Origin of the sequence: Staphylococcus ratti, assembly GCF_020883535.1 — a bacterium.
Taxonomy (GTDB): domain Bacteria; phylum Bacillota; class Bacilli; order Staphylococcales; family Staphylococcaceae; genus Staphylococcus; species Staphylococcus ratti.
In genome coordinates this window covers 1,181,319-1,204,561 of the sequence record NZ_CP086654.1, presented here as the reverse complement: position 1 = coordinate 1,204,561, position 23,243 = coordinate 1,181,319, and the positions used below count along the sequence as shown (strand labels likewise).

Annotated in this window: 26 protein-coding genes and 1 riboswitch; of the genes, 3 read left to right on the top strand and 23 right to left on the bottom strand. The window is 34.6% G+C overall.

Annotation, left to right across the window (positions count from 1 at the left end; all coding sequences use genetic code 11):
• Positions 1-53: 53 nt before the first annotated feature.
• The 13 genes from LN051_RS05860 to LN051_RS05800 all read right to left on the bottom strand — a co-directional run bounded on the left by LN051_RS05860 (position 54) and on the right by LN051_RS05800 (position 12,476).
• A complete protein-coding gene (locus LN051_RS05860) occupies positions 54-956 on the bottom strand; it encodes a phosphate acyltransferase (protein ID WP_229291614.1) in 903 nt (300 codons plus the stop codon).
• Between the two features lie 15 nt (positions 957-971).
• On the bottom strand, positions 972-2,645 hold the full coding sequence (recN, locus tag LN051_RS05855) for a DNA repair protein RecN (RefSeq protein WP_229291613.1): 1,674 nt from the start codon (positions 2,643-2,645) through the stop codon (positions 972-974).
• 12 nt (positions 2,646-2,657) lie between these two features.
• Positions 2,658-3,110: a transcriptional regulator AhrC/ArgR gene (gene ahrC / locus LN051_RS05850; protein WP_229291612.1), complete on the bottom strand. Its 453-nt coding sequence runs from the start codon at positions 3,108-3,110 to the stop codon at positions 2,658-2,660.
• 369 nt (positions 3,111-3,479) lie between these two features.
• Positions 3,480-5,354, bottom strand: a complete 1,875-nt coding sequence (gene dxs / locus LN051_RS05845) for a 1-deoxy-D-xylulose-5-phosphate synthase (protein ID WP_229291611.1) — start codon at positions 5,352-5,354, stop codon at positions 3,480-3,482.
• A 34-nt stretch (positions 5,355-5,388) separates the two neighbouring features.
• On the bottom strand, positions 5,389-6,273 hold the full coding sequence (locus tag LN051_RS05840) for a polyprenyl synthetase family protein (protein WP_229291610.1): 885 nt from the start codon (positions 6,271-6,273) through the stop codon (positions 5,389-5,391).
• On the bottom strand, positions 6,251-6,475 hold the full coding sequence (locus tag LN051_RS05835) for an exodeoxyribonuclease VII small subunit (RefSeq protein WP_229291609.1): 225 nt from the start codon (positions 6,473-6,475) through the stop codon (positions 6,251-6,253). The genes LN051_RS05840 and LN051_RS05835 overlap by 23 nt, the downstream gene beginning before the upstream one ends.
• On the bottom strand, positions 6,459-7,805 hold the full coding sequence (gene xseA, locus LN051_RS05830; protein ID WP_229291608.1) for an exodeoxyribonuclease VII large subunit: 1,347 nt from the start codon (positions 7,803-7,805) through the stop codon (positions 6,459-6,461). Before xseA ends, LN051_RS05835 begins: the two co-directional genes overlap by 17 nt.
• 8 nt (positions 7,806-7,813) lie before the next feature.
• Entirely contained in the window at positions 7,814-8,206 is a 393-nt protein-coding gene (nusB, locus tag LN051_RS05825) for a transcription antitermination factor NusB (protein ID WP_229291607.1), read from the bottom strand.
• An 18-nt stretch (positions 8,207-8,224) separates the two neighbouring features.
• Complete coding sequence (locus tag LN051_RS05820) at positions 8,225-8,602, bottom strand: Asp23/Gls24 family envelope stress response protein (protein ID WP_229291606.1); 378 nt, start codon at positions 8,600-8,602, stop codon at positions 8,225-8,227.
• 21 nt (positions 8,603-8,623) lie between these two features.
• A complete protein-coding gene (gene accC / locus LN051_RS05815; RefSeq protein WP_229291605.1) occupies positions 8,624-9,979 on the bottom strand; it encodes an acetyl-CoA carboxylase biotin carboxylase subunit in 1,356 nt (451 codons plus the stop codon).
• A gap of 1 nt (position 9,980) precedes the next feature.
• A complete protein-coding gene (accB, locus tag LN051_RS05810) occupies positions 9,981-10,439 on the bottom strand; it encodes an acetyl-CoA carboxylase biotin carboxyl carrier protein (RefSeq protein WP_229291604.1) in 459 nt (152 codons plus the stop codon).
• A gap of 389 nt (positions 10,440-10,828) precedes the next feature.
• Positions 10,829-11,386, bottom strand: coding sequence for an elongation factor P (gene efp, locus LN051_RS05805; RefSeq protein WP_229291603.1), 558 nt, complete (start codon positions 11,384-11,386; stop codon positions 10,829-10,831).
• Between the two features lie 28 nt (positions 11,387-11,414).
• Positions 11,415-12,476: a M24 family metallopeptidase gene (locus LN051_RS05800; protein WP_229291602.1), complete on the bottom strand. Its 1,062-nt coding sequence runs from the start codon at positions 12,474-12,476 to the stop codon at positions 11,415-11,417.
• A 101-nt stretch (positions 12,477-12,577) separates the two neighbouring features.
• On the opposite strand from LN051_RS05800, the gene LN051_RS05795 reads away from it, so the two are divergent.
• The gene (locus LN051_RS05795) at positions 12,578-13,180 is read left to right on the top strand and encodes a hypothetical protein (protein WP_229291601.1); all 603 of its coding nucleotides are present in this window, start codon (positions 12,578-12,580) and stop codon (positions 13,178-13,180) included.
• A 12-nt stretch (positions 13,181-13,192) separates the two neighbouring features.
• The gene (locus LN051_RS05790; protein WP_229291600.1) at positions 13,193-13,417 is read left to right on the top strand and encodes an SA1362 family protein; all 225 of its coding nucleotides are present in this window, start codon (positions 13,193-13,195) and stop codon (positions 13,415-13,417) included.
• A 68-nt stretch (positions 13,418-13,485) separates the two neighbouring features.
• Here the strand turns inward: LN051_RS05790 and LN051_RS05785 are convergent, their stop codons facing one another.
• On the bottom strand, positions 13,486-14,316 hold the full coding sequence (locus LN051_RS05785) for a lipoate--protein ligase family protein (protein WP_229291599.1): 831 nt from the start codon (positions 14,314-14,316) through the stop codon (positions 13,486-13,488).
• A gap of 147 nt (positions 14,317-14,463) precedes the next feature.
• Here LN051_RS05785 and LN051_RS05780 point away from each other — a divergent pair, with 147 nt between their 5' ends.
• Entirely contained in the window at positions 14,464-14,850 is a 387-nt protein-coding gene (locus tag LN051_RS05780) for a rhodanese-like domain-containing protein (RefSeq protein ID WP_229291598.1), read from the top strand.
• A 161-nt stretch (positions 14,851-15,011) separates the two neighbouring features.
• Here LN051_RS05780 and gcvPB read toward each other — a convergent pair whose 3' ends face one another.
• The 9 genes from gcvPB to comGA form a co-directional block, all read right to left on the bottom strand.
• Positions 15,012-16,487 carry an aminomethyl-transferring glycine dehydrogenase subunit GcvPB gene (gene gcvPB / locus LN051_RS05775; protein WP_229291597.1) on the bottom strand — a complete coding sequence of 492 codons (1,476 nt, stop codon included), beginning with the start codon at positions 16,485-16,487 and terminating at the stop codon, positions 15,012-15,014.
• The gene (gene gcvPA, locus LN051_RS05770) at positions 16,477-17,826 is read right to left on the bottom strand and encodes an aminomethyl-transferring glycine dehydrogenase subunit GcvPA (protein WP_229291596.1); all 1,350 of its coding nucleotides are present in this window, start codon (positions 17,824-17,826) and stop codon (positions 16,477-16,479) included. Before gcvPA ends, gcvPB begins: the two co-directional genes overlap by 11 nt.
• 12 nt (positions 17,827-17,838) lie before the next feature.
• Positions 17,839-18,927 (bottom strand): glycine cleavage system aminomethyltransferase GcvT, encoded by a 1,089-nt coding sequence (gene gcvT, locus LN051_RS05765; protein WP_229291595.1) that lies wholly within the window; start codon positions 18,925-18,927, stop codon positions 17,839-17,841.
• A gap of 76 nt (positions 18,928-19,003) precedes the next feature.
• Positions 19,004-19,098: riboswitch (glycine riboswitch) on the bottom strand.
• Between the two features lie 6 nt (positions 19,099-19,104).
• Positions 19,105-19,620, bottom strand: a complete 516-nt coding sequence (locus LN051_RS05760) for a shikimate kinase (RefSeq protein WP_229293631.1) — start codon at positions 19,618-19,620, stop codon at positions 19,105-19,107.
• Between the two features lie 158 nt (positions 19,621-19,778).
• Positions 19,779-20,216 carry a prepilin-type N-terminal cleavage/methylation domain-containing protein gene (locus tag LN051_RS05755; RefSeq protein WP_229291594.1) on the bottom strand — a complete coding sequence of 146 codons (438 nt, stop codon included), beginning with the start codon at positions 20,214-20,216 and terminating at the stop codon, positions 19,779-19,781.
• A 466-nt stretch (positions 20,217-20,682) separates the two neighbouring features.
• Positions 20,683-20,898, bottom strand: a complete 216-nt coding sequence (locus LN051_RS11500) for a prepilin-type N-terminal cleavage/methylation domain-containing protein (protein ID WP_420853963.1) — start codon at positions 20,896-20,898, stop codon at positions 20,683-20,685.
• A complete protein-coding gene (gene comGC, locus LN051_RS05750) occupies positions 20,876-21,196 on the bottom strand; it encodes a competence type IV pilus major pilin ComGC (RefSeq protein ID WP_274704558.1) in 321 nt (106 codons plus the stop codon). The genes LN051_RS11500 and comGC overlap by 23 nt, the downstream gene beginning before the upstream one ends.
• A gap of 12 nt (positions 21,197-21,208) precedes the next feature.
• Positions 21,209-22,276 (bottom strand): competence type IV pilus assembly protein ComGB, encoded by a 1,068-nt coding sequence (gene comGB / locus LN051_RS05745; protein WP_229291593.1) that lies wholly within the window; start codon positions 22,274-22,276, stop codon positions 21,209-21,211.
• Complete coding sequence (comGA, locus tag LN051_RS05740) at positions 22,245-23,219, bottom strand: competence type IV pilus ATPase ComGA (RefSeq protein ID WP_229291592.1); 975 nt, start codon at positions 23,217-23,219, stop codon at positions 22,245-22,247. Before comGA ends, comGB begins: the two co-directional genes overlap by 32 nt.
• Positions 23,220-23,243: the final 24 nt, after the last annotated feature.

Below are 23,243 nucleotides of genomic sequence, written 5' to 3'. Positions count from 1 at the left end.
GGAACCATTCCTTTCTCGCTTGATTCTAAAGATGTCATTTTTATGAGTTTTTGTTAAGATAATGTTTTTAATGCGAGTAATACAGAATGCGTTTTATTTGCAACTGAATCAGCCCGAGAGGTTAAAACGATTGGATAAGGTGCACCAATGATTAAGCTTGCCACGCTAGCATGACCAAAATAAGTTAGTGACTTATACAATACATTTCCGACATCCAAATGCGGCACGATTAATACATCTGCATCTCCTGCAACTGTAGAATCAATGCCTTTTAAAGTAGCGCTTTGTTTGCTAATAGCATTATCTAAAGCAAGTGGACCGTCAACCTCAATATTATTTCTTTCGGGTTGGTTTGCGTAAAGGCATTTCAATTGAGCTGCCTGTACAGACGAAGGTAGCTTATCAGTTTCTTTCTCAACAGATGAAAGTAACGCTATTTTAAGCGCATCGTAACCTAGTTGAGTTGTAAAATGTGCAATGTTATCTATCATTTTATGATGCTCTTCTAGTGATGGTGCGATGTTAAGAGCTACATCAGATATCAACAGCAGTTTATGATAGGTTGGTATTTCACAACATGCGACATGATTTAAAAAGAATGGCTTCGCGTGTTGTTGTTTTAAATGTTTGAGTACTGCAGATAAAATTTGACTCGTTGAGATTAATCCTTTCATTAGGATATCGACACGTTGATGATTCAAATCATCTAAACATTGCGTTATCGCTTCTTCTTCCGAATTGAATGTGTGAATGTGTATGCGTTTTAAATGAGCCATTGGTAATTCATAAGACCTAATTAATTCTGATACGTCTTGATGGTTATATAACGTAAAAGTTGCATTTGTTTTAGACAATACAGTTTGTATCACTTGAATGGTTGATTCGTTGACAGCATTCACGATAGCAATGTTACCATTAAGTTTATCCGAATTTTGAAACAATGTATGAAAAGACACGATGCTGCACCTCTTTTAGCGTTGGTTTTGTTCAATCATTTCTTTGGCATTTTTTAGTGTGAGTTCTGTGACAGTTGCACCTGAAATCATACGTGCGACTTCTTCAATCCGCTCGTCGCCTACTAATGCTTTGATTTGTGTTGTTGTACGATCATCTTTTTCATGCTTAGAAATATATAAGTGATGATCACTCATTGACGCAACTTGAGGCAAATGGGAAATGCAAATCACTTGTATAACAGATGCAATTTGTTTCATTTTTTCAGCCATCTTTTGGGCAGCTTGTCCGGATACGCCTGAATCGACTTCATCAAATAAAATGGCAGTTTGACCACGGGCATTCACGAATATGCTCTTTAGCGCTAGCATAATACGGGATAGTTCACCACCGCTAGCTATTTTATTTAAACTTTTCAAAGGTTCCCCTTTATTTGGACTAATCAAAAATTCAACACGTTCCAACCCATCTAGCTGAGGTGTATCATACAAAGTGAATGCAATTTCTAAATTCGCATCTTTCATTTGTAGATTTTGGATTTCATCAACAATATGGTCTCGCAAAGTTCTAGCAACGTGTCGCCTTTCTTTAGATAACACTTTTCCATCTTCTTGGAGTTGATTTGCAAGCGTTGCGATTTCGGCTCTTAATTGAGAAGTGCTTTCTTCGTAATTTTCAATTTTATTAATTTCGTCCTCAATTTTCCCTTGATAGAGGATAAGCTCTGGAATGTCTTTGCCATATTTTCGTTTTAAATTGTTAAGCAAATTCATTCTCGATTCTAATTCATTTAAATATTGTTCATCAAAATCAGTTTGGTTAATTTCATCATAAATTTGATGCTTTGCATCTTCTAACGTGTAATAAAACTGATCGACGTCTTCTTTGAGTTTTTGATAGCGTTCGGGCAAAATTTGATCAATGCGCTGCAATTGCGTGTTTAATTCATACAGACGATCTGTAATAGCATGTTCGTCTGTTAAAGTAGTATAAGCTGCATTTAACGCGTGACTTAAATTTTCAGAGTTTTGAATACGTTTAATATCTAATTCTAATTGTTCCATCTCACCTTCTTGTAGATGGGCTTCTTTGAGTTCATCATATTGGAATTTCATTAAATCAAGACGTTGTAATAGAGCCTGGTCGGCTGATTCTAACTCTTCCAATTCTTTAATTTTTGTCTTATGACGTTGATATGTTTGAGCGTACGTATCTAAAGCTTCTTGATATTGAGGTTCAGCGTAGCGATCTAACAATTCAATATGATACTTTTGCTTTAAAAGAGATTGCGTTTCATGTTGTCCATGTATATCTAATAGTTGTTGCATGACTTTTCGTAAGTCTTGCAAAGTTACAGTTGTATTGTTGATGCGACACATGCTTTTTCCAGAGTTGAAAATTTCTCGTTTAACAATTAGGAAATCCTCTGTCAAATCAATGCCAATGTCATCAAGAATTTGATGTGCCTCTCTAGCATGATCTATATCAAATATACCTTCGATAATGGCTTTTTTCTCTCCGTGACGCACAAAATCAGACGACGCACGCATCCCAATTAATTGACCAATTGCGTCGATAATAATTGATTTACCAGCACCTGTTTCACCACTTAATACTGTTAAACCTTCACCAAATTGAATTTCAAGTTCATCAATAATCGCAAATTGTTTAATTGAAAGGCTTTGTAACATAACATCTCTTCCTTATAACATATTAAAAATTCGTGTCTTAATTTCTTCTGCATCTGAGGCAGTGCGACAAATGATAAGGCATGTATCATCACCACAAATAGTACCTAATACTTCTTCCCAATCAATTTGGTCTAATATTGCACCAATAGATTGCGCATTACCTGGAAGCGTTTTTAAAACTAATAAATTATCTGTACCATCAATTTTCACAAATGAATCCATTAAGTAACGACCTAATTTTTCTAAAGGATGATATCTTCGATCGTTTGGTAAACTATATACATATTGGCCAGTGGGCGCAGGAACTTTAATTAATTGAAGTTCTTTAATATCTCTTGAAACAGTAGCTTGTGTGACATTCATCTCATAATCGTTTAAGCGCTTCACTAATTCATCTTGTGTTTCAATTTGTTCATTTGATATAATTTCTCTAATTTTAATATGTCTAACAGATTTTTTAGGCATAATGGACACCTCGTAACGAATATTTATACATCGATTTTACCACACAATAGGATATTAACCTAGTTAAGTCCTATTTCATATCCTAAGCCCTGTTGTATAAAATAGTTTGATTTCTTAAAAATGATACTATAAGGGTAAAAAAGATATAAAAATGAAACTACTTTATACGAAAACGTATTATGATAATAATTGAGGCAAAGCTTCGATGATTACTTTCAGGTATAGCAGTATAGGAATATCTGAATAAGCGACTTCTTTTAGATTAATATATGGAAAGATTCCATGAGTAGAAGTGACAAAAAAGGACTAGAACGTTAAATGTCCTAGTCCCCTCGATACTTGGTTGCTATTATTATAGCAATGTATTTTTTATTTCAAACGAATCATTTTGTGCACTTCATCTACTATAGATTGAGGTGCAAGTTTAAGGTCCTCGAGAATTTGATTAACATTGCCATGCTCGATATATTCATCCTCGATACCTAATCGTTTAATTGTATTTTTATAGCCATTATCGATTAAAAATGTTGCGATCTGACTTCCAAGTCCGCCGTTAAGCATACCCTCTTCTGCAATTAAAATCGGCGTATGAGATTGACCCATTTCATGGAGCATTTTTGAATCCATAGGCTTAATAAAACGCGCATTGATAACTGTAGCTGAAATATCTTTATCTTTCAATAATTTTGAGGCTTCTACAAGCGTATGGACTGTCGGACCGTAACCTAACAATATCACATCTCGACCTGAACCGATTTTCTCCCAAGAACCAAGCGCTAATTGTTGCTTTTGTTCGTTTAAAGTCACGCCATAACCGTTGCCTCTAGGATATCTAATCGCAAATGGTCCTTTGTTGTGTTGCATTGCAGTATATACTAAATCGCGTGCTTCGTTTTCGTCTTTTGGCATACTTACGGTCATATTTGGAAATTGAGTTAAAAAACCAACATCAAAAACACCTTGATGCGTTTCGCCATCAGCGCCAACTAAACCTGATCGATCGATACCAAAGATTACATTAAGGTTTTGACGATCTACATCATGCAACACCTGATCGTAAGCACGTTGTAAAAATGTAGAGTAAATCGCAACGTATGGTTTGAAGCCTTCTATAGCTAATCCAGCAGCCATTGTTACAGCATGTTGTTCTGCAATACCTACGTCAAAAAATTGTTCTGGCAATTCCGATTGGAACCTAGTGAGCTTAGAACCTACAGGCATAGCTGGTGTAATCGCCACCACGCGTTTATCTTTTTTAGCATATGATAAGATTTCGTCACTCATAAATTGGCTCCACGAAGGACCAGTCGGTTGACCTTTAATTTGTTCACCTGTTTCAAGTTTGTAAGGTCCTAACCCATGCCAAGTGCCAATTTTATCATTTTCTGCCGGATGATATCCTTTACCTTTTTTCGTCACAACATGTATCAATACAGGTTTGTTAATTGAATCTGCAGTTTGAAGCGCATTTTCTAATTCTTCGAAATTGTGGCCATTTACTGGTCCGATATAACGAATACCTAACTCTTCAAAGAAAGCACCATCCACAACTAAATATTTTAAACTGTCTTTAATACGATCTGCAGACTCTCTAATTCTACTTCCACCTGGTAGACGATTAAGTACGGCTTCAGCATCTACCTTCAATTTATTATAGCCTTGATTCATGCGGATGCGCCCTAGCATATTGTGCATTGCACCTACGTTAGGGGCGATGCTCATTTCGTTATCGTTTAAAATAATTGTCATATTCGTGCGATCATGACCAATGTTATTCAAAGCTTCTAACGCCATTCCTCCTGTGAGCGCACCGTCGCCAATTACAGGGATAATATGATGATTTTGACGCATTAAATCACGCGCTTTAGCCATGCCCATTGCAGCTGATAGAGACGTAGAACTATGGCCTGCTTCCCAAACATCGTGTTCAGATTCTCTAAGTTTAGGAAAGCCACAAAGTCCTTTATATTGACGTAACGTCTCAAACTGATTTCCTCTGCCAGTTAAAATTTTATGTATATAACTTTGATGTCCAACATCCCAAAGGATTTTGTCTTGAGGGCTATTATAGTGTTTGTGAAGTGCAATAGTAAGTTCTACTACGCCTAAATTCGCGCCAATATGACCGCCGGTTTTAGCGCAAGTTTGTATAAGAAACTGTCGAACATCTTCACTTAATGCTTCTAATTCTTTAACACTCAAATTTTTTAAAAATGAGGGGTCTTTAATCTCACGTACATCCATTTATATCACCCTATATCATTGTATCATCAACGTTTTAGTGCTGACGTTGGTAAAATAGTTTTAATAGTTCGTTTAAATTTGTCACATCATATTCAGAGGCTAACGTTGCTAGAATTTGTTCAGCTTTACTGATATGTGATTGTAATTGTGCTTTTGCCTCTTCTTCTCCTAATAACGACACATATGTGCTCTTGTCATTAAGAATATCACTTCCTACAGGTTTACCCAATTTTTCTTGCTCACCATACACATCTAACAAATCATCTTTAATTTGAAAAATAATGCCGAGTTGTTGAGCAAACTCAGAAAGTAAATTTTTAACATTAGATGGCGCTTCGGCAATAATTGCAGCCCCTACGATAGCAAAGTGGATTAATGCGCCAGTTTTATGTTCATGAATCATTTTAAGTTGAGCTAATTCTAGCTTGTGGCCTTCACTTTGCATATCTAAAGTTTGTCCCCCGACCATACCTAAATGACCACTTGCATTTGAAAGTAGTTGGATAAGTTGAATTCGAACCTCTGGCGCTAAATTGACTTCTAAAGCGATGTGTTCAAAAGCTTTAGTTAAAAGTGCGTCGCCTGCTAAAATGGCAAGCCATTCACCATACATTTTATGATTTGTAGGTTTGCCACGTCTAAAATCATCATTGTCCATGGCAGGTAAGTCGTCATGAATCAATGAATAAGTGTGAACCATTTCTAAGGCAACTGCAGTCCCCATCCCTTTTTGATACCCCTCATCCACGAGCATATTTAAAGTCGTCAATAACAAAAGGGGGCGGATACGTTTACCGCCAGCTTCTAAAGAATAGCGCATACTTTCTTCTAATGAAGTATTTAATTTTGAACTTTGAATACTCGTATTCAAAGTAGTATTGAATTCTTCTAAAATGCTATTCAGTTTCGGGTTCATCATTTGAAACTGCCTCATTTTCCATCAATTTTGCTACTTTTTCTTCTGCATCTTTTAATGTTTTTTCGCAAGATTTTGAAAGGGTCATCCCTTTTTGATATAAATCCATGCTTTCCTCTAAAGATATACTATCGTTATCTAATTGATTAACAATTGTTTCAAGTTCTTTCATCATATCTTCAAAATTTTTATTTTTTGACGTCATTTTGGCACCTTACCTTTTCAATTATTGCGTCTATGCTACCGTCTTTCATCATAATCTCAATATCATCGCCTTTCGATAATTGCTTGCGACTCGTAATAACCTCATTTTCTCTTTTTACAATAGAATAGCCGCGTAACATTGTCTGTGTTGGACTGAGGTTATTCAAAATTTCAACCTTTTGAATTAAGTGTTGTTCTTTTTGTTTTAATATGGCATACATACGTTTTGAAAGTTGCTTTTTTAAATTCGAGTTTTTTTCTTGTTGTGTAACGATATATTGATAAAAATGTTTTAGATGAAAACGTTGTTGCATCATTATTAGTTTTTGGCGTTCAAATAAGAGACGTTGTTTCATCGCCTCGTGAAGCATACGATCTAACTCATCTCTTTTTTGAACATGTTGCTCATATAATAATGTTGGTTGTTTAAGCTTGTAATAGGACGTATATTGCGTCATATATTGTCTTGCATGTTTAAGGTATTGTTTAATAAAACGCGTCATAAATATACGACTTTGCGCAATCATTTGAAGTAGTTCTTTTTTGTCTGGCGTTGCAATCATAGCTGCTTGTGTAGGGGTTGCAGCGCGCACATCTGCTACATAATCACTTAATGTAGTATCTGTCTCATGACCTACAGCAGAAATAACAGGTGTTTCACATTGATAAATGGCTTTTACAACTTCTTCTTCATTAAAATTCCATAAATCTTCTATAGATCCTCCACCACGACCGATAATAATCGTATCTACGTTTAGCGTGTCTGCATAGCGTAATTTTTCAATAATATCAGCTTTTGCGGCTTCCCCTTGAACAAGTGTACTTATTTTAATTTGCTCAGCGAGTGGATAGCGTGATGTTAGTGTGTTTTGTATATCACGGATGGCTGCACCTGTTTGTGCTGTTAAAATTGCAATTTTAGAAGGATATTTAGGAATAGTTTTTTTATGTGATTCGTCAAAATATCCTTCTTTTGATAGTTTTGTTTTTAATTGTTCGAATTTTTGATAAAGATAACCAATACCGTCTAATTGCATTTGATTTACATAAATTTGATAACTTCCTCTACGCTCATATACAGATACGCGCGCTTCGACTAAAACTTGATCCCCTTCTTTAGGTACGAAATCCAACTTTGAAGCTTGTGCCTTAAACATCATAGCGTTAATTAAGCTGTTTTCATCTTTAATCGCAAAATAAAGATGACCACTACTATGTTTTTTGAAGTTGGAAAGTTCACCTTTAATCAAAACAGATTGAAGATGTGGGTCTTTATCAAATTTATATTTAATGTATTTCGTTAATGCAGAGACAGTTAAATAAGTTGTCATATCATCACTCAATCTTTGTTTAATTTACTTAAAACACCATTTACAAATCGATAATGATCGTCGTCGCTAAATTGCTTAGCTAATTCTATCGCTTCATTCATGATTACTTTTTTGGGTGTATCACTGTGCAACATTTCAAATGTTGCCATTCTAAGTATGATTCGGTCTGTCTTTAAGAGACGAGGAAGCGTCCACCCTTTTAAGTGAGGGGAAATCGTCTCGTCAATGACAGTTTCATGATCTTTCACACCCGAAACGAGCCAGTAAATAAAGTCAAAATCAAGATCAGGGTCGTCTTCTTTAATAAAGCGAATGGCCTCATCAATAGTTAACTCTGAATTTTTAGTTTCCAATTGGAATAATGTTTGGAAGGCTTGACTTCTAGCTTGCTTTCTACTCATTTCATCTTCTCCGTTTCATCATTTATGCTGTCCATTGCCACTCATTTCAAGATGTGTAATATGGACATTAATTTGTTTTGGGGTTAATGCAGTCATATTTTTAATCGCACTATGGATGGCTTCTTGAATTTTTAAAGCAGTTTCAGAAATTTTAGTACCGTATTTAAGGGAACAATATACATTAAGGTAGATTTCATTTTCTAAAATCTCTACTTTAATCCCTTTGCTTAAACTTTTACGTCCTAATTTTTCTAATGTTTGATTTCTAACATCAGTAAACATACCTCGAACACCATCTATTTCTGACACCGCAATGCTTGCAATAACAGAAATTACTTCGGGTACAATTTCAACTGTTCCAAGATTTGGATTAAAATTTCCAACAGATTTAGCCATACATTATCGCCTCCATATTGATTATGCTTCTTCATTCATAATATCGTAAATCTCTAAAAATTTGGTGCTAAAAAATCCTTCCTTAAATACAGAATGATTTAAAAGACGAATGTGGAATGGAATGGTCGTATCAATACCCATTACCACAAATTCGTTTAAAGCGCGTAAGCCAGACATAATCGCTTCTTCACGCGTAGGTTGATGTACAATCAATTTTGCGACCATTGAATCATAGTACGGTGGAATCATATAATTTGTGTAACAAGCTGATTCTATGCGTACACCATAACCTCCAGGGGTTAAGTATTGCGTAATTTTACCTGGTGACGGCATAAAGTTTTTATGGGGATTTTCTGCGTTGATTCTGAACTCTATCGCATGTCCATTAATTTGAATATCTTCTTGAGTATAAGGGAGTTTTTCGCCCATTGCTACTTTAATCTGTAATTTAACCAAATCGACGCCAGTTACCATTTCAGTTACAGGATGCTCAACTTGGATACGGGTATTCATCTCCATGAAATAAAATTGATCTTCGTCTAAGTCGTAGATAAACTCAATCGTTCCTGCATTGAAATATTCTACTGCTTTTGTTGCTCTAACTGCAGCATCGCCCATCTCTTTTCGTTTTTCGGGAGACAAAATTGGTGAAGGTGCTTCTTCCACAAGTTTTTGCATGCGTCGTTGAATGGTACAGTCTCGTTCCCCTAAATGAATGACGTTCCCATATTCGTCTCCCATAATTTGAATTTCAATATGACGGAAATGCTCTATAAATTTTTCTAAGTAGAGTCCGCCATTACCAAAAGCAGTTTCTGCTTCTTGTTGCGTCATTTTGTATCCGTTAATTAATTCTTCTTCATTGCGAGCGATTCGGATGCCTTTACCGCCGCCGCCGGCAGTTGCTTTAATAATCACTGGGTAACCTATCGCATTAGCAGTTTCAACGGCATGATCAATACTTTCTACTAAACCTTCACTACCTGGAACAACTGGGACATTTGCCCATTTCATTTCTTCTTTGGCTATATCTTTAATACCCATTTTTTGGATAGATTTGTAACTTGGTCCTATGAATTTCAGTTGCACAGCTTCACACAATTCAGCAAAATCTCCATTTTCTGCTAAAAAGCCATAACCTGGGTGAATCGCATCGCATCCTGTAGACGTTGCGATAGATAAGATATTTGGAATATTTAAATAAGAGTCTTTAGATTGCTTAGGTCCAACACAGTAGGCTTCATCGGCTAATTGAGTATGTAATGCTTCTTTATCGCCCTCAGAATAAATCGCTACAGTTTGAATTCCTAGTTCGTGGCATGCGCGAATAATTCGCACTGCAATCTCGCCACGGTTTGCAATAAGTATTTTTTTCATTTTATTTCACCTTGAATAGTGCTTGGCCATACTCAACCATTTGTCCATCTTCTACCAGGATTTCTACAATTTCTCCTGATACTTCAGCTTGAATTTCGTTAAATAATTTCATTGCTTCTAATATACATACTGTCGTACTAGATGAAACTTGGTCTCCAACTTGTACGTAAGGACTTTCTTCTGGAGATGGTGATTTATAGAACGTTCCAACCATTGGTGCTGTAATTGTTTGAAGATGATCATCTTGACTTGCATCATTGTTTTGTGGAGATAGAGTTGTTGCTGATACTTCAGGTACACTTGTAGCAATAGGCGCTTGTGTTGCTGGTGCGACTTGTTGTGTAACAATTTCTTTTTCTTTTTTCAAATTAACTACAGTGCCTTTATCTTCTATATTGATTTCAGTTAAATTCGAGTTGTCTAAAATTTCAATTAACTCTTTAATCTCTTTAAAATTCATAATGTTTCTCCCTTATGATTGAATTATTTCTATCTTACTATTTTACTTGAGGATATTGTCCAATTCAAGCAAATACCTAGTGATAATGACACAAAAAGGAAGTATATTCAAGATGGCGGAAAGGAAAGTATAGATTGAAAGCATAATTTGAAATTCCTTTTCACCACTCTATTTTTATTAAACACTTTAGTAATAGCACAGTAAAAAATAATGGATGAAGCTTGTGATGTTTAACTCGTTACGCATTTCAGTAACAAACTTTGAATGTTTTTATTTGTTGTAAAATTCCAATGAAAAAAGCAACTACACTTGTATCGTGAAGTTGCTTTAGCTGTTCACATATTTTTTTCGAACTCCTGGCATGCTAGATATAAGCATCCAATCGACAATTAAGCACGTGATACGTAACTACCGTCAGTGGTATTTATGACTAAAACGTCACCTTCATTAACAAATAAAGGTACATTTAATGAGTATCCAGTTTCAACAGTTGCTGACTTGGTAGCGCCTGTTGCAGTATCGCCTTTAATACCCGGCTCTGTCTCTGTTACTTCTAATTCAACAGTTTTTGGAAGCTCAACACCAATTGTTTCTCCTTCATAAGTTTGGATATGAACGTCCATATTTGCCTTTAAGAATTTTAATTCGTGTTCTAAATAAGCTGTTGTTAACTCTGTTTGTTCAAATGATTCATTGTCCATGAATACATGATTGTCTCCGTCTGCATATAAATACTGCATACGACGATTTTCAATCATAGCTGGCTCTACTTTTTCGCCTGCTCGGAATGTTTTTTCTTGGATTGCGCCTGTACGTAAATTACGTAATTTAGATCTAACGAACGCAGATCCTTTTCCAGGTTTAACATGTTGGAATTCAATTACTTTCCAAATCCCATTATCTACAGAAATTGTTAAACCTGTTTTGAAATCATTTACAGAAATCATGCTTTTTCCTCCTCAAGTATCACTCTTCTTATAAAATAATAAGGTCTTTTATTGAATTAGTAAAGCGTCGACCGCCATTTTCTGTAATTAATATGTCATCTTCTATTCTGACGCCCCCTAGGCCCTCTATATAAATGCCTGGTTCAATTGTAACAACATGATTTGGCTTTAAAATTTGATCTGACTTTTGTGATAAATTAGGAAGTTCGTGGACGTTAAGACCTACACCATGACCAAGTGAGTGTCCAAAGTATTGTCCGTAGCCAGCATCTGTTATAACATCTCTCGCAATCGTATCAATTTCTTTTCCTGTTAAGCCTGGACGTATTTGATTTACAGCTGTTTCTTGACTTTTTAGAACAATTTCATAAATTTCTTTCATTTTAGGACTCGGTTCACCTACTGCGAATGTACGCGTGATATCAGAAGCATAGCCTTCATAATATGCGCCGAAATCTAGTGTGACCATGTCGCCCTTTTCAATAACTTTATTTGATGCTAAACCGTGAGGCAATGCACCTCTATAGCCAGAAGCAACAATTGTATCAAATGACGTTTTTTCAGCACCTAAATGTAACATTTGACTTTCTAAATGTGCTTTAACTTCTTTTTCTGTCATACCAGGCTCTACGATTTTTAATATGTGAGCGTAGGCGTCATCAACAATTTGGGCTGCCTTATCAATGGCTTTAATTTCAGAGTCATCTTTGACCATGCGAATTTTTTCGATTTCATTGCCTAACGTGATGAGGTCATGACGACCACGATTTAAATGTATAAAAGTATCATATGAAACGAGATGACTTTCAAAACCAATATTGGACAATTGAGCTGTTTCAATTTGCTCAACTAATGTATCAAGAAGTGGTTTTGTATGTTGTACAATTTCAAATTGAGGTGCTTGTGATGTGGCTTGCTCTATGTATCTAAAATCTGTAACAAGAATATTTTTATCTTTCGTTATTAATAATCCACCGCTTGAACCGGTAAATCCAGAAATGTATCGGCGATTAAAATCAGTTAAGATGACGACGCCGTCTAATTGTTTGTGTTCTAATAGCGCTTTAACTTTAGAGATTCTCGACTTCATAAAGAAATGCCTCCTTAGCTTCTATTTGTTTGTGATTACTTCTATAATACCGTAAAATAAATAGATGTATAGGGAAAACATTGAATTTTAGGAGTCGTATTATGAAAAAGGTAGCAAGCATTTTTATAGTATCCTCAATACTTTTGACTGGATGTGGAAGTCAAAATCTATTACCGTTAGAAGAAAAAAGTACAAAATTGAGCGATAAAAACCATGAACTTAAATTAGAAAACCAAGAGCTAAAAAATGAGAATGCCAAAAAAGAAAAGCAACTAGAAGCGCTTAATAAAGACAATGAGAATAAAGGACAAGCACAAAAAAATCAGTCAATGTCTCAATATTTAAGTACTTCTGCTGACTATTATATGGAAGTAACGAATTTGATTAATGAATATCAAAAAATTGATAAAGAAATAATCAAAAACAAAAAAAGTAATGATATTAGTGATAAGTTAGATGCGCTAGTGAGCGATCATGACGATGCTGTACAAACATATAAAGATGCTTTAGATAGTGATAAAATTAAGAAAAATAAAAAAATGAAGCAACAAGATTCAGAGGTTCAAAAACTACAAAAGCAACTTAAAAAAGCATTTAATAAAATTAAAACCGGCTATGAGAAAAAAGATGAGCAAAAAATTAACGATGGTCGTCAAGAACTTGTTAACTTAGAAGTGAATGTTAAGAACGTTGAAAATCAATAAAGGAGCAGCGAGATGAAAGGATTTCAAAACGTATTTTTCTGGATCATTTTAACGGTAGCTTTGGTTGGTTTGGTATTTAATATTGATGCTGTTATCTTTAGCATTGTAAACACATTAATTATGCTATTTGTTATTTTGGGTATCATTTTCTTGATTTATTATTTTTACTTTTTAACACCAGATCAACGCAAATATAAAAAAGCGGTTTGGAAAAATAAATGGAAACATAGACGATAATATATTAAAAAGCACTGCAACGTTATCGAAATTGATATCGATATTGTTGACAGTGCTTTTTTATGAAATTACTTACGGTATAAAAACGCTTGGGATTTGTATTTTTCACAAAGTGTTTCAACTTCTTGTATTTGTGCCTCAGTAAGTTCAAGTGGTTTGAACTCAATGTTTAATCCATTTTTAAATCCTTCATAAAATGCGTCTTCCATTTCTTTAATGGTTACATGTTTATCGGAAAGGTCGTTAATCGCAATAGCTTTCTCAACAAAAGCTTCTTTCATTTTGTCTTTTAAACGTTTATTTTTAAAAATAAACATATCGAATAAATCATCAATATCTACATCCTGTAATATGGAACCGTGTTGTAGAATAACACCTTTTTGTCTTGTTTGAGCACTTCCAGCAATTTTTTTGCCTTCAACAACAAGTTCATACCAACTTGGTGCATCAAAACATACGGAGCTTCTAGGTTGTTTTAATTTATCGCGCTCTTCTTTTGTTTTAGGAACTGAAAAATATGCATCAAAACCTAACAACTTAAACCCTTCTAATAAGCCAGTAGAAATAATACGGTAAGCTTCTGTTACCGTTTTAGGCATTGCAGGATGAGCTTCAGGAACGATTACGCTATATGTGAGTTCTTTATCATGGAGTACACCTCGTCCACCAGTTTGTCTACGTACTAAGCCATAGCCCTTCTCTTCAACTTTTGCGATATCTATTTCTTTTTCAAGGCGTTGAAAGTAACCAATAGAAAGTGTAGGTGGATCCCAAGTATAAAAACGTATCACCGGATCAATTTCGCCGCGAGAAACAAAATTTAATAATGCTTCGTCAAAGGCCATATTATAATATGGATCGCGTCGTCCTGTGTTAATAAAGTGCCATGTTTCAGCCATAAGCAAAATGCCTCCAATGCGTTAAAAATAATTAAAGTATAGTCCTTTTGATAAGTCATAAACAAACCGAATTATCGTTAAAAAATTTTGATAAATTTGCTCATCACCTTTATAATAATAATATCGGTAATTTAGGGAGGATGCAAGATGAGCAACGGTTTGATAATCGCTATAATCATCCTTGTGGCAGTCATCGCATGGATGCTATTAAACTTCTTCTTGAACAAAAAAGCAGTGACTGAGCTTAATCAAGAAGCGTTCCAACAAGGACTGCGTAAAGCGCAAGTCATTGATTTGAGAGAAAAAGCGGATTATGATTACGGCCATGTTAATGGTGCGCGAAATATTCCAATGACAATGTTCCGCCAAAGATATCAAGGTTTACGTAAAGACCAGCGTATTTATCTCATTGATGCTAATGGGATAGCAAGCTATCGTGCTGCACGAACTTTGAAGAAAAAAGGTTATAAAGATCTGTACATGCTTAAAGGCGGCTATAAAAAGTGGACTGGTAAAATTAAGTCTAAAAAATAATATGAATTGGGGGCAGAACATGTAAATGGTTTGCCTCTTATTTTATGCGTTAAAAAGTTAAGCGTGTATGCTCTAAGATGAGATAAATGATTTCTCAGAGGAACCAAAAAGGAAGAAGTAGACATATTTATGTCTGAGCTTCTTCCTTTTTTAATAAAAGACTATTCTTTTTCGGCTTTTAAACCTTCAAATTTTAAGATTGGTTTACGTGCAGCTGTTGTTTCATCTAAGCGATCAATTATCGTTGTATGTGGTGCTTCTAAAACTTTATCTGGATCTTCTTCCGCTTCTTTAGCAATTTGGATTAAAGCATCACAGAAGTAATCTAATGTTTCTTTAGATTCCGTTTCAGTCGGCTCAATCATCATACCTTCTTCTACGTTTAGTGGGAAGTATACTGTAGGTGGATGAACGCCAAAATCGAGTAAGCGTTTAGCCATATCTAAAGTACGCACTCCAAGTTTTTTCTGTTTAGTTCCGCTAAGTACAAATTCATGCTTACAATATTGATCAAATGGGATAACGAATGAGTCTTTTAAGCGTGCTTTAATATAGTTTGCATTAAGTACAGCAGCTTCTGATACTTCTTTAAGACCTTTATATCCCATTGTACGAATATAAGTATATGCACGTAAATAGATGCCAAAGTTTCCGTAAAACGGTTTTACACGTCCGATAGAGTATTCAATGTCATTATCATAAACAAATTGATCGCCGTCTTTAACAACAAGTGGTTTTGGTAAAAATTGACGTAATTCTTTTTTTACGCCGATCGGGCCTGAACCAGGGCCCCCACCACCATGTGGGCCAGTAAATGTTTTGTGTAAATTTAAGTGTACGGCATCAAAGCCCATATCTCCTGGACGAACTTTATCCATAATGGCATTTAAATTTGCACCATCATAGTAAAGTAAGCCTCCCGCTTCATGAACAATATCACGGATTTCCATAATATTAGTTTCGAAAATACCTAAAGTATTTGGGTTTGTTAACATGATCGCAGCTGTTTTTTCACTTACTAATTCTTTAAGGTGATCAATGTCAACTTCACCTTTTTCGTTTGATTTAACTGTGACTGCTTTGAAACCGGCAAAGTGTGCAGATGCTGGGTTTGTTCCATGTGCCGAATCTGGAACAATGACCTCGTCACGCTGTGTGTCACCATTTTTAAGGTGATATGCTTTGAAAATCATTAACGCAGTCCACTCACCATGCGCACCAGCAGCAGGTTGAAGCGAAATTTCATCCATACCTGTAATCTCTTTAAGTTCTTCTTGTAGGCTGTAAATAATTTCTAATGAGCCTTGAACTTGATCAACATCTTGAAGTGGATGTGATTCTGCAAACCCACCGATTCTTGCGACTTTTTCGTTGACTTTTGGATTGTACTTCATCGTACAAGAACCTAGTGGATAAAATCCTGTATCTACACCAAAGTTTTTATTTGATAATTCTGTGTAATGACGTACTAAATCTAATTCAGCAACTTCTGGAAATTCAGCTTTATTTTTACGAATAAATTTTGGGTCTAAGATTTTTTCGGCTACACCGTTGTCAATTTCTTTCGGTGGTAATGAATAGGCAAATCTACCTTTTTTAGAGCGTTCAAAAATTAATGGACTTGATTTACTTACCATTAAGCTCACCTGCTTTCTTCACAAATGTGTCAATTTCGTCTTTTGTACGTAATTCAGTAACTGCAACTAACATATGATTTTTAAAAGCATCACCAACAACGCTTAAATCAAGACCTCCAATAAAGCCTTCATCAAGTAATTTTTTGTTGATTTCTTCAATTGATTGGTCGAATTTTACAACGAATTCATTATATGAAGTACCTTCTAATACTTCAAAACCATTTGCTTTAAATTGTTCTTTAGCATAGTTAGCATTTTCAATATTTTGAATTGCGATGTCTTGAATACCATGTTTACCTAAGGCAGACATAGCAATAGACGACGCTAAAGCATTTAATGCTTGGTTTGAACAAATGTTAGACGTTGCTGTTTCACGACGAATATGCTGTTCTCGAGCTTGTAATGTTAAGACGAATCCTCTGTTTCCGTGATCATCTTGTGTTTGACCTACTAAACGGCCTGGGATTTTTCTCATTAATTTTTTAGTTGTTGCAAAGTAACCACAATGTGGGCCGCCGAATTGTGATGGAATACCGAATACTTGTGTATCGCCGACGACAATATCCGCACCAAATTCTCCAGGTGGTGTTAATAATCCTAATGCTAATGGATTTGCATAGACGATAAACAATGCTTTAGTGCCTTCGATGAAAGATTTGATTTTCTCTAAATCTTCTACCGAACCAAAGAAGTTAGGATATTGAACAGCCACTGCAGCAGTGTCATCATCAATGGCTTCTTCTAGTTTTGCTAAATCAGTAATTGTACCATCTAAATCAATTTCAACGACTTCATATTGGTCGCGAATTTGTGAGTAAGTGTGAAGAACTTGTAACGCTTGATAATGCATGCCTTTTGAAACAATAAGTTTTCTTTTTTTAGTTTTATCCCATGCTAAAATACAAGCTTCTGCAAAACTTGTAATTCCGTCATACATTGAAGAGTTAGCAACATCCATAGCAGTTAATTCACAAATCATTGTTTGGAATTCGAAAATAGCTTGTAGTTCACCTTGTGAAATTTCAGGTTGATATGGTGTATATGCTGTATAGAACTCTGAACGTGAAATCATAGCGTCTACAACTGATGGTGTATAGTGATCGTAGACTCCTGCGCCTAAGAAACTCGTGTGTGTTTCTTTAGTTACATTTTTTGCTGCTACTCTATTTAATCTTTTTAAAAGTTGTGTTTCTGCTTCTGAATCGGCAATATTCAAATCTCTATCTAAGTAGACGTTTTCAGGAACATCTCCAAATAGTTCGGCAATTGAATTAACGCCAATGGTATCTAACATTTCTTTTTTGTCTTGTTCAGTTAATGGAATATAGCGATGACTCAATGTCTCCACTCCTTACTTTTCAATTTGATTTTTCTTAACAATTTGTGCTGGGACTTGACGCTTACGTACTTGGATAATGAGTTCTTTACCCATCTCGAATTCAGTACGTTCGATAATACCTAAGCCTATTGAATGTCCAGAGGAAGGTGATTGTGTACCTGAAGTCACGACACCGATTTCTTTGCCATCCGCATTTAAAATTGTATAACCTGTACGCGGAATACCTTTACCAGTCACTTTAAGTCCTACTGTACGACGTGGAGCACCATTTTCTTTTTGATCTTTTAGAACAGCTTTGCCAATGAAATCTGCCTCGATTAATAGTTTAACCGCAAAGGCGATACCGCCTTCGTATGGCGTAATGTCTTCTGATAAATCTTGGCCATGTAAAGGTAATCCGGCTTCTAGACGTAATGTATCACGTGCACCTAGACCGCATGGCGTAACATTTTCTTTTAATAGCGCTTCCCAAATTGCTGGTGTATCTTCGGCGCGACAATATATTTCAAAGCCATCTTCGCCGGTATAGCCAGATTGTGAAAGGATAACAGTTTTGCCAAATAATTCAATATTTTGTTTGAATTCAAACATTTTCATTTGGCTTATATCTTCAGTAACGTGCTTTTGAACAATTTCACGCGCGTTTGGTCCTTGTATTGCAAGTTGTCCGTATTGCTCGGAAACATTCTCAACGTTAACATCAAATTGTTTCGCATGCGTTTGGATCCAATTAAAGTCTTTTTCTGTATTTGCGGCGTTCACAACGAGTAAATATTTTTTATCCTCTAATTTATAAGCTACTAAATCGTCGATAACGCCACCTTTTTCATTACATAAAGTTGTATAATGCGCGTTTTCTGTAGTAAGCAAACTTGTATCGTTAGTAAGGACATACTGAACTAGCTCGTCTGCTTGTGCCCCTTCAACTAGGATTTCACCCATATGACTTACATCAAACAAACCTGCTTTAGAACGAACAGCATTATGTTCTTCTTTAATGCTTGAAAATTGGACAGGCATTGCCCAACCACCAAATTCTACAATTTTCGCACCAGCATCAACGTAATGTTGATATAATGGCGTTTGTTTTAAATTTTCCACTGTAATACACCCTCCTCTTAATAATGAAAAAACAGGGAAGTATACATACTCCCCTGTTGCGATACCTTCAGGAATGCGTCACAATATTATCCTTTTGCCTGAGAGATTCGCAATGCGTCATTACTTGCTCCTTCGGCGATGGGTTTAACCATTCTCTCTAATATTGATCATTCGCAGTTAGTTTAGTGCTTGTTTAATTTCATTAAGAATTTCACTTGAAGGCTTGTCAGTATCCACCTTAATGAATGCGATTTCATTATATCTTGAAACGCGACTTAAATACAAGCTTTTTAAATTTGAAAAAGACTTAGCGTGTGCGTTTGGACGATTGTCATCATGTTGAATGCGATGGTATAAAACAGCTATCGGTGCATCTAGCCAAATAATGGAGGCGTTTGTTTGTTTTAATAAATTAAAACTTTTAGAATGTTCGATAATTCCCCCACCAGTAGCTATAACTTGCGCTTTACATAATTGTGCTTGTAATTGTTCGTATTCATAATTCCGAAATCCATTTTCGCCAACAGTTTCAAATATTTGAGGGATGGATAATTGTACGCTTTCTACGATTTTGGAATCAATATCAACAAAAGGAATATTATACGCTTGGGCAAGTAATTTTCCCATCGTTGTTTTTCCACTTCCCATAAAACCAACTAAGACAATAGGTTTAAAACGTTTATTCAATAATATCCCTCCGACTTTCCATTACTTTTGTGATGGCTGTTTCATAATAATCGTCTAATGCATCTAATGTCTTTAATTTTAGACTATATATCACTAAATAAAAAGAGGTAAATATGAGATATAAGCTGAAAATGGTAAAAACAAGAGGAAGGGTAAAACCATTTTTAGAAGATAATTTCATGCGAACGTAGCACCTTTCCTTCTAGATATTTAATTTCCAATATGATGTGATGTTCAAAACCTTTACGAAAACGTAACTGATGTACTTGGTTGAAGACAGTAATATTTCCTTTTCCGTTCACAGACTTAACGATTTTTTGGTTATCAAAAGTATAAGTAATAGTTTCATTTTTAGTAGGTATAGTGATTTTTTTAGGATGCACCGTTGTTTTTGAAATGCTTGAGGCGCTCTTTGTTTGGCTGATTTCTTTAACCATCATTTCTAATATATAAGTACGATCATATAATATTAATGTTTTAAATTGTAATGCTACGATAATTAAAATAGGTATTAGAGAAATGATTATCGTTTGTATCATCAATCCAATTAAAGATTCAATAAGGGTAAAACCATTATTTTGAATGACAATATTTTTGATCACTCTGTATATCTTGAATACATATTTGATCTTTATGATTTGAAATTTCATATTTTGAAATTGTTTGCCTTTCTGTTGGGATGTTGCTTTTTATAATATTGTAAAAAGTTCGCTTCAGCATTAATTTTTGAGTCGTGTCATTATAAGTTACTTCAAGTTGGTGTATCATTGGAACAAGTAAAAAACAGAGTAGAGAGAGTATCATCATGCTAAATAAAGATTCCAAATAAATATAACCTGATTTTAATTTTCTAAAGATATTCGGTACCTCCCTTGTTCAATATGAAAAATAAGTGCAAACTTTTGATCATGATATGAAAAATAAAGTGTCCCAAATTTTGTGATGTTTCCGTCAGCATTAAAATGTAAATAGTCTAAATTAGAGGCGTTAAGCAAAACAAGTGGTTTTAAGGAGTCGAAAAATGGTTTTTGATTGCCAATCACTATTTTAATATCATTGTGAAAAGGCCTAAACACTAATAATACAGGTTTTTTTTTTTATAGCTAAAGATTGATAATAATCTATTTTACTTGTTAATAAAGTAGTTTGTGTTTCTAAGTCCATAGGTTGTATCAGTCGTTTGTGATATGAAACAGTCAAAAAAATAGTTAAAGCAACGATAGTTAAAACGAGTAATAATTCTACTAGTGTGAATCCACTTTTATGAGACAACAGCTTCGCCACCACGTAAAGTAATGGTCTCTCCACTTTTACACTTCTTTTGATGTTCTTTGATATAACCCTCTTGAACTAAGTCATCAATCGTTGTTGGTTTACGATTGAATTTGAGTGTATATGCTTCAACTTGACTATCAACTAATTTTAATTGTGCTGAACAGCCTGTTTTTTGAATATGATCCGACTGCTTAGCTATATTTGGAATAATGAGTATTAATAATACACTAATAATCAATAATACGAGTAACATTTCTATTAATGTGAAGCCTTTATTGTTTTTAAATAAGTTTAGAATGTTTTTCAATTGTTGTTCCCCCTAGTTTTGAATGGTTTGCATCATCTCGAAAATCGGAAGCATCATTACCAAATAGACAGAGAGTATAAGCAATCCTATTAAAGCAAACATGATTGGTTGTATATAACTAATGTGTTTTTTTATGAACTGTTCAATGTGATCTAGTAGAAATTCAGCATATATGATGAGTTCTATATCAAGTTTATCTCTCTTTTCTCCCTGCTCGATATAAGCTATAAAGTGGCGCTCAAAACATTGAAATTGGCGCATGATTTCAGCAAAATTCATACCTTTGTGTAAAGAGTTGCGCAAAGTTACACCCAGATATTGTAGGAATCGACTTTCCTCTTGATGTGTATAAATATGGACAATATCATTAAGTGAAATACCATTTTTAAAAAATAAGGCAAATTGATTTGCGATTTGATAGGTTGTAAAAAGACGATAGTACTTACTGAAGATTGGTATATTGGACAGAAATAGTATTTGACGAGGCATCGTTTGCTTTTGTAACCAAAATTTGAAAATATAAAATGAAAGTATTGTTAAAGCAAGCATGAGTATGAATAGTATAGGGAAATAAGCGATAAAAACACTTAAAATATTTTGCAAAGTGCTTTCTTCTAAGTCCATTGTACTGTACATACTACGAAATTCTGGCATGACAGTGTGGTTTAAAATCATTATTAAAAATAAAAAAATAATCAGTAATATAATAGGATATTGTATGCTTTTGTAAAATTGAGTTGTCAATTTTACATTTTGACTATAATACGCATGGCACTTTTTTAATGTGTTTGGCAATGCACCGTATTGTTCTGCAAAGTAAATTTGCATTAATACAGTGTTTGGAAACACTAAATATTTAAAAAGTTCAAAGCAAGTACTACCTTGATTAAGTAAGTTATAAAAACGTGCTTTATAATTTTTATCTTTGATATTTAATTGTTCAAATAAAAATGCTAGCGCTTCTATTAGTGTGAAACCATGAGAAAGTAGCGCATGTAGGCGTATCATAATAATAAGATGGTGTTTTTTAACTTGGTATATTATATATTTATTTTTGATATTTTCGTAGCGTATGTTCATCAATCTCCCCTTCTTTTTGCAATTCATAAAGTTTATCATTTAAACTTTTAAAAGTTTTAGGCAAGGCAAAGTCATGGTTTAAAAAATAGCCAATATCATCTTTAGTCATCGTTTCATAAACTAAACGACGCTCATCTGTATTTGTTGTAATTAAACGCTGATTGACAATTAAATTTAAAGCTTGAGTTAAGTCTTGCTGAGTAATGCCCATTTCTATGAGACGTAAGAGCACGCCTTGACAATCATTTGCGTGTATTGTAGACAATACAAGATGCCCACTTAAACTGGCTTGTATCACATCTTTGGCAATCAATCCGTCTCTGATTTCTCCGATTAAGATAACATCTGGATCACAGCGTAATATTGCTTTTAAAGAAGAACCATAGGTAATGTCTGCTTTTTCGTTTACTGAAATTTGGGTGACACCATTTACGAGCTGTTCTACCGGATCTTCAATCGTAATAATGTTTAGGTTCAGTTTTTCTTTGGCATAAACGACCATCTGATACATTAGTGTGCTTTTTCCAGCTCCTGTAGGACCGCTAAATAATATTAAACCTTGTTTTTTCTCCATAATATTTCGGATATCGTTTGATGTTTGTATTTTATCTGTTTGAAATAATTGAGGGGTTATTCTAATAACGCAACTTTCAGTTCCTAAATTTAAAGGTAAAGTTGAAATCCTTAAATAAAATAAATTTTCAAATTCATAAATGTATCTTCCGCTTTGCGCTTTATGCCTAGAAGAAACATCTAATCCTGCTTTGAATTTTAAAAGTGTTAAGATTTTTTGATACGTATCTAGATTGAGTGTGTCAAAGTATTTTAATGTATCTTTCACTCTTAGCTTTACGTCTACTTGAGATTGATTGGGGATGAAGTGGATATCTGAAGCTTCATGATTAATTGCATATTGTATTACATGATCTAACAGTAATTGCATAAAAAATCACCTCTTACTTATATA